General features: G+C 64.5%; 5 protein-coding genes. 1 reads left to right on the forward strand and 4 read right to left on the reverse strand.

Translation table 11 applies throughout. The features are described from left to right. The first annotated feature begins 90 nt into the window (after positions 1 to 90). Positions 91 to 1,110, forward strand: a complete 1,020-nt coding sequence (locus LZC95_46405) for a hypothetical protein (GenBank protein ID WXA93875.1) — start codon at positions 91 to 93, stop codon at positions 1,108 to 1,110. On the opposite strand, the gene LZC95_46410 is transcribed toward LZC95_46405, so the two are convergent. The 4 genes from LZC95_46410 to LZC95_46425 all read right to left on the reverse strand — a co-directional run bounded on the left by LZC95_46410 (position 1,107) and on the right by LZC95_46425 (position 5,456). Continuing rightward, positions 1,107 to 1,286: a hypothetical protein gene (locus tag LZC95_46410; protein WXA93876.1), complete on the reverse strand. Its 180-nt coding sequence runs from the start codon at positions 1,284 to 1,286 to the stop codon at positions 1,107 to 1,109. The two genes, LZC95_46405 and LZC95_46410, sit on opposite strands and share 4 nt — an antisense overlap. Then, on the reverse strand, positions 1,283 to 2,431 hold the full coding sequence (locus LZC95_46415) for a PepSY domain-containing protein (GenBank protein WXA93877.1): 1,149 nt from the start codon (positions 2,429 to 2,431) through the stop codon (positions 1,283 to 1,285). The genes LZC95_46410 and LZC95_46415 overlap by 4 nt, the downstream gene beginning before the upstream one ends. A gap of 9 nt (positions 2,432 to 2,440) precedes the next feature. Further along, positions 2,441 to 3,652, reverse strand: a complete 1,212-nt coding sequence (locus tag LZC95_46420; protein WXA93878.1) for a hypothetical protein — start codon at positions 3,650 to 3,652, stop codon at positions 2,441 to 2,443. 109 nt (positions 3,653 to 3,761) lie between these two features. After that, positions 3,762 to 5,456: a cyclic peptide export ABC transporter gene (locus LZC95_46425; protein ID WXA93879.1), complete on the reverse strand. Its 1,695-nt coding sequence runs from the start codon at positions 5,454 to 5,456 to the stop codon at positions 3,762 to 3,764. Positions 5,457 to 5,464 lie beyond the last annotated feature (8 nt).

Raw genomic sequence — 5,464 nt, forward strand, 5'->3', positions numbered from 1 at the left:
ATCCCCCGTGCCCGTGCCCGTGCCCGTGCCCGCCAGCCCCCATCGCGGAAAGAATCCGACGTACGCCAACCCTTGCTATACTGGCGCATCGTGAGGACCTTCGCCTTCGCCGCTTTGCTCTCCGTGCCCGTCGCGTTGGCGATGCAAGCCTGTTCCAGCGACGACGAGAACCCCCCGGCCATCAGCCCGCAGCCCGATGCCGGGCCCGACGTGGCCGTCGATGCACCGGTCATGCGCACGACCGGTCTGCCGCAGACGTGCCAGCGCGGCGAGCGCGTGAGGGAGATCCCGGCCACCTGCAATGGCTCGACGGCTTTGTGTTCGCGCACCTACGATCGCGTGGCCGTGCCGATGACCCACAATGCCTATTCACTCGTCTCGGGCCATTTCAGCCCGCCCAATCAGACGGAGGGCATTGCCAATCAACTCGAGGACGGTATTCGCGGCATGATGCTCGATACTGCGTATTTCGATCCCATCGAGAAACAGGACAGCACGGAGCGCATCGTCGATCTGTCGCTTCCGGATCAGACCTTTCTCTGCCATGGATTCTGCTCCTTCGCCCAGACACGGCTGCTCGACGAGCTTTGCACCATTACGAAGTTCCTCGATGCGCATCCGGGGGAGGTCGTCAGCATCATTTTCGAGAACCGCATCGCCGACGCCGATACGGCGGCGATGCTGCAAGCGAGCGGGCTCGCCGATTACGTGTACACGCACGAATCGACGACCGCGCCGTGGCCGACCCTCGGCGACATGATTGCGAGCGGCAAGCGCGCCGTCATCTTCCTCGAGCAAAACGGAGGGACGCCCGCGTACTTGCATCCAGCGTGGACCAATGTTTGGGATACGCCGTATTCGTTTGCCAGCACGACGGACTTCTCGTGCCGTCTCAATCGGGGGGCGACGACGAATCCGCTCTTTCTGGTGAACCACTGGCTCAGCCCGCCCAAGCCGGAAAACGGCGACCAGGTGAATGTCGAAAGCGTGCTCGGAAAGCGCGTCGAACAGTGCACCCAAGAGGCGGGGCGCGTGCCCACCTTCGTCGGTGTCGATTGGTACGATAAAGGCAATCTCTTCGACGTCGTCCGCAAGGCCAACGGCCTTTAGGCGAGCCGGCCGCGCGCGATGCAATAGCCCGTGAGGCCAATCGGTACGGTGAGCGCGATCCAGCTGGTCCACTCGCCGAAGCCGAGAAGTGCGGTGAGCAAGCCGATGGCCGTGAGCGCGGCCAAGACGCTGGGGACGGCGAAGGCGCGGGCGAAGCTTTTCGGCGGGGAGCTCATTCCGTGGGCTCCTCGGACATGGCCCGGAGGCGCGCAATCCAGAGGTAAATGCCGCTGCCCAGGACCACGATGGTGAGCACGTCGAGCAGCGCCCAGAGCACCTTGAGCGGCAAGCCGCCGTAGTCGCCGAAGTGCAGAGGGCGCGAAACTTCGAGCGCCCGCAGGTACCAGGGGAAGCGCCGCGCCGTGGCCAGCTTTCCCGTGTCGGCTTCCACCAGCACCGGCGTGAACATGCGCGCGGTGAGCAAGCTCGAACCGTGCATCCAAATGAAATAGTGCCGCGGGCTTCCGAAACGCGATTCGGGAAAGCCCACGCTGGTGGGCGTCATGTCCGGAAGCGCGGCGCGCGCGGTGGCCACGGCATCATCGACCGAGCTTCGCGTCGCGGGAAGCGGCTTGCCTTTGTACGGGGCCAGCAGCGCGGGCACGGTCATCTGGTTCCAGATGCCGAAAAACGGAGCTTCCAGCGTGTTGATGAACCCCGTCGCCCCAACGACGAGCGCCCAGGCCAAGGTGGTGCTCCCCACCAGGTTGTGAACATCGAGCCAACGGATCCGCGCCGCGCGCGCTTTGCGTACGATGCCAAAACCGATGCGCCGGGCCATGGGGCCGTAGACGACCACGCCCGAAACGATGGAGGCGAGAAACGCCAGGGACATGATGCCCAGGAACAAATCGCCGACGATGCCGGTGCACAAGCTCTTGTGCAGCTTCCAAATGAAGTCCGTGAGGCCGCCCTCGGCCGGCGCCGAACCCAGCACCTGGCCGGTGCGGTCGTCGAAAAAGACGCGCTGCACCTTGGACAGCGGCGAGTCGAACTCCTCCCCCACCCCAAGGCCAATGAGGTGCGGCCGATCGGGATCCCAAAAGACGAACTGCACGTGCTTCGCGGGGTATAGGCTTTTTCCTTGCGCGATGATGGAATCGACGGGCTTCACGGGCATGCCCTCGGGCGGCTCCGCCAATTGGGGCGCATAGGGCCGCGCTTGGAGAGCTGCGTCGATCTCGTCGCGGAAGACGAGGGGCAGGCCGGTGATGCACAGCACCAGCATGAACGCCGTGCACACGACGCTCGTCCACGTGTGCACGAGCCTCCAGCGCTGGAGGCTCGCCTTTTGGGACGCCGATCCCGATACCAGTGTCATCGGTGCGGCTTATTTCACTTTGACGAATGCGCGGCTGAACCCCGCAATGGAGAACGCGGGCGCCACTGTGCCGTCGGCCTTGATCTCGTAGCCCTTGGACTGGGTGAATTCCTTGTTGGGCGTCAGCAAAAAGGTACGGCCGTCGAGACGGAACGTCGTCTGCTGCGCACCCAGCCGGCCAATCCCCGCAATGGGCTTCGCCTCACCGGTATCGAGATTGTACGACCACGACTCCCAATTTGCGCCGGAGACCAATTGGAACGCCGACGGTGTTTTGATATCCGGAAATGCCTCTTCGTGGAGGGCCGCAAAAATGGCCGTGCGGCCGCCGGCATAACTGAGCTGCGCTCCCTCGTGACCTCCGGTGAGATCGCGGAATTTCGGCGCCCAGTTCGGGTCGAGCGTGTCGCTGTTCGGCGGCAGACGCAGCATGCAGCTCGGCGGCTTGCCGTTCTGTAATGTGCCGGGCACGTTGTAAAACCAATTGCTGAAATAGGCGGTGCCGCCGCCGTCGGTGAAGGCAAGCCCGCCGAGGGCCGGGCAGCGCGTCTCGGACGTGATGGAAAGCAGCTTGTCCGTGTCGGTGTCGTAGACGGCGAACAATTGTTCGTCGGAGAAGTTGTACGGCTGCACCAGCAGGTTCGACCAATAGAAGAAGCGGTAAAGGCGATTGCCGCGGGCGATGCCCGAGGAGGCTTTCACGTCGAGGAATCCCTCGCGCTTCAGATTGGGTGTGCTGATCACGGCGCCGAGCTGCATGGTCGAGGGATTCCACGCGACCTGCGTGCCGTCCGTTCCAATGATGTACGCCTTCGTGGGGCTGATGAACGTGTTGACCGTCACGTCCACGGATACGGCTTGCACGCCGAAATTGGCAAAGCTGAGGGCGGGGACGCTCGTATCCAATTGGAGCCGTTGGTTCGCGTCGAGGATGTAGCGCTCGATCTCCGGGCGATCGCCGCGCGACACGTAGAGGTAACCATTGTAGGCGGCAATGTTGGCCTGGCCGCCGAACTCGCGCCCCTGCTTGGTGTCGATGGTGGGCACGTCGGGCGAGGCGACCGACGTCAGGTAGGTGGTGCCCTGCGGGGCGCCCGGGCTGAATACGATGATGGCCATCGCATAGGGCCCGGTCCCGAGCTCATTGTCGTTGGTATCGCTGCTGCAGCCCAATCCGGCGAGCGCCAAGCCGCCGAGAATCCAATTTACCCATTTCGACATAACGCGTCCTTCGGTTTGGTAAGCACGCGCCCATTGGCGCGCAGTTCTTTCATCGCGTTCAACTTGTCGCGAATGATTCGCATTTTCTTTCCATGACGCCGAGGGCCCGTCAAGAGCCGACGCCCGCCCAGGGCAAAGCGGGACGCACGTCCTCGACGATGCGTCCGCTGCGAAGCGTGATCCGCCGGTCGGCGACGTGGAAATACCGGTCGTCGTGGGAGATCACCACGAGGGTCTTTCCCTGGCGTTTCAGGTCGGGAAGAATTTCCGTGTAGAACACACGCCGGAAGGTGGGATCCTGCTCGGCGGCCCACTCGTCGAAGACAAGGATGGGGCGATTCTCCAGGTACGCCTGCACCAGGGCGAGGCGCTTCCGTTGTCCTGCCGAGAGGTCGATGGTCGAAAACGCGCCATCCTCGATGCTGACCTTGTGGCCAATCTCGAGCCGCTCCAGGTAGTCGCGGGCCAAGTCGGCATCCGAGTCGTCGCGGGTGATGAGGTCCTGAAAGAGGACATAATCGAAGAAGACGGGCGAGAAGAGCTGCCGGTAGGCGTCGCGCGCGTGGGGCTCGACGGGTGCGCCATCGAGGAGCAGTTCACCCGCGGTGGGCTCGTACAAGCCAAGAAGGACCATGAGCAAGGTGGTCTTGCCGCAGCCGTTCTCCCCGGTGATGAAGAGGGTCTCGCCTTGGTGCAGCGTGAAGTCGACGGGGCCGAGCTCGAAGGCGTTCGCATCGGCGGAGAAGCGGTAGCGCGCGCCGCGCAGCTCGATGGATTGCAGGGCGTCGGCGGTGGGGGCGACGTCGGTGGTGTCGGCGAGGGTGAGCTCGGGGGTTTGGAAGGCGGCGGAAAGCTCGGCGACGCGCTTGAGGGAGATTTGGGCCTGGCCCACCGAGGGGAGCTGGATGACGACCTGTTCGATGGGGCCTTTGATGTAGAGAAGAACGAGAGCGAAGCCGCTGACGGTGCCGGCATCGACGCCGTACCGATCGCCGAGGGCCACGATGGCACCGATGCCCGCGAAGAAGAGAATGGCCGAACAGGCGCGCGAGGCCCAGAAGGCGCGCATGGCGGTCATCTTGAGATCGCGGATGCGATCGACCGATCCGCGGAGTTGGATGCCGTGCACGCGGGCGCGGCGGCGGCGGTTCATGCGCAGCTCTTTGGCCCCCTCGGTGATGGCGACGTAGCCCTTTTGCAGATCGTCCTGGGCATCGCGCACGCCGGCGTAGGCCTTCAGCCAAATGCGCCCCGCGACGAGGTTGCCCGCGAGCCCGACGGCGATGGCCACGAGCGCAACGAGGAAGAGGCCCGGGCTGAGGAAGGCCAGGTACGCGAGGCAGCCGAGGGTGATGGCCACGGCGACGAGCAAACCGGATGCATTGAAGGAGAACGCGCTGATGGTGTCGACGTCGTGCCCGAGCGTGGAGAGCAGGCGCGGGGCGCGGTATTGCTGAATGGCCGCAATGGGCGCGCACACGATGCGGGCGACGACCTCCTTGCGGAGGTTGGCGATGACGCGCTGGCCGACGAAGCTGTTGCCCACGGCGGCAATGGTTTCGCCGGCCAACACGAGGATGCAGAGGGCGGCGAAGGCGAGCAGGATGGAGCCGAGCTTTCCCTTTTCGGGATGCAGCGAGGCGTTGAGGGTGGCGATGAGCCACGCCATGCCCAAGCCGGAGAGCACGCCCGTGATGGAGGAGAAGGTGGCGAGCAGCCCGAAGGGGCGAAGCAGCCGCAGAACCTCGCGGCCGAGGCTCGCCTCGGGCGGCGGGGGGTGGGACATTTCGTCGTGGGAAGGCATGGGGTTCC

The organism is Sorangiineae bacterium MSr12523, assembly GCA_037157775.1.
In the GTDB taxonomy this organism is placed as follows: Bacteria; Myxococcota_A; Polyangia; order Polyangiales; family Polyangiaceae; genus Pendulispora; species Pendulispora brunnea.